This is a genomic window from Streptomyces otsuchiensis, assembly GCF_004305975.1.
Lineage (GTDB): Bacteria > Actinomycetota > Actinomycetes > Streptomycetales > Streptomycetaceae > Streptomyces > Streptomyces otsuchiensis.
On record NZ_BHZI01000520.1, the window covers coordinates 1 to 1,460 of the forward strand.

General features: G+C 72.6%; 1 protein-coding gene. It reads left to right on the forward strand.

The window, feature by feature from the left end:
• Positions 1–68 precede the first annotated feature (68 nt).
• Positions 69–1,460: histidine kinase (locus E0D90_RS25595; protein WP_130800288.1), on the forward strand; the 1,392-nt coding region annotated here is incomplete at its 3' end.

Sequence of the window (1,460 nt, forward strand, 5' to 3'; positions counted from 1 at the left end):
CCCCGATCGCTCCCCGCCTCCGCCCCGGGGGCTTTGCCCCCACCCGACAGGAAAGAGACGTCCCAGCCGTGAAACCAGCCGTCAACGACACCGGCGCCGTTCACCTGCCCGCATGGTGGCGTGACGCCGCTTTCGGCGTTGTCGTCGTGATCCTCGGCATCCTGGAGTCCAACCGCTACGGCATGCTGTTTTACCGCAGTGACTACGCCGTTCTGGTGCCGGTGCTCCTCGGCTGCGCGGCGGCGTGCTACCGCCGGGCGCCGGCGGCCGCCTTGAGTATCGCCTGGGCCATGGCGCTGGTGCAGGTCGTGCTGCGCGTCGACATCTTCCTCGTGCAGATCGTTCTCACCGCCGTCGTCTACGGCGCGGCGCGCTACGGAACGAGGGCGGTGGTCTGGGCCTCGGGACTTTCGGTTCCGGTGGCAGCCGCCTTCACCGCCTTCTACACGATCGCCGCCGGGCTGCCGATGCTGCTGGGCTCCTTCTATTTCGACCTGCGGGGTCTGACCGGCCCCTCCGGGACCCGGAGCGGAGTCTCGCTGCTGGTGCTCGCCGGTCTGACGACCTTCGCGCTGCCGTGGCTGATCGGGATGGTGCTGCGGCTGCTGGTCGGCATGCGGCGTTCCCGGGCGGAGTCGCAGGCCGCAGAGGAGGCGCGCGTCGAGGCCGAGGCGGGACGCAGCCACGCCGAGGAGATCGCCGAACTGCGCGAGGGACAGGCGCGCTTGGCGCGCGACGTGCACGACGTCGTCGGGCACTCGCTCGCGGTCATCCTCGCCCAGGCAGAGTCGGCGCAGTTCCTGCCGGAGGACGACGCGGCGGGCCGGCGGCGCACGATGGAGAACATCGCCGCCTCCGCGCGGCAGTCACTGCGTGACGTCCGCGAGGTGCTGGTGTCCATGACCGACCCCGATGTGGCGGGCCTGCAGCCGACCGGCAGCCCGGACACCCTGCTCGCCGACGTCCGTGCCGCCGGCGGCGAGGTGCGGGACGATGTGATCGGTACGCCCCGGCCCCTGCCTCCCGAGCTGGAGACCGTGGCGTTCCGCGTGTTGCAGGAGATGCTGACCAACGCGCTGAAGCACGGCCGCCGCGGGGACCCCGTGCTGGTCGAGCGGCAGTGGGACGACAGACTGAGGATCGAAGTGCGGAACGCGGTGAACCCCGACGCCGGAATGCGGGTGGCGGGCATGGGACTGGACGGCATGCGCTCACGGCTGGAGTCGGTCGGCGGCCGTCTCGTCGTCAGCCGGGTCAGGGGTGTCGACGCGGAGGACGAGGACGGCGGCCCGCACGACGGCTCCCCCTACGACCCGGCCGAGGCGGGCGACCCGGCCGAGGCGGGCGACCCGGCCGAGACGGGCGGTGGTGCGCGCACGGGCCGACGGCCCGACGTCTACACCGCCACCGCCTGGATTCCGTTGCCACCGGCGGGCCCCACCGGTCCCACCGGCCCCACC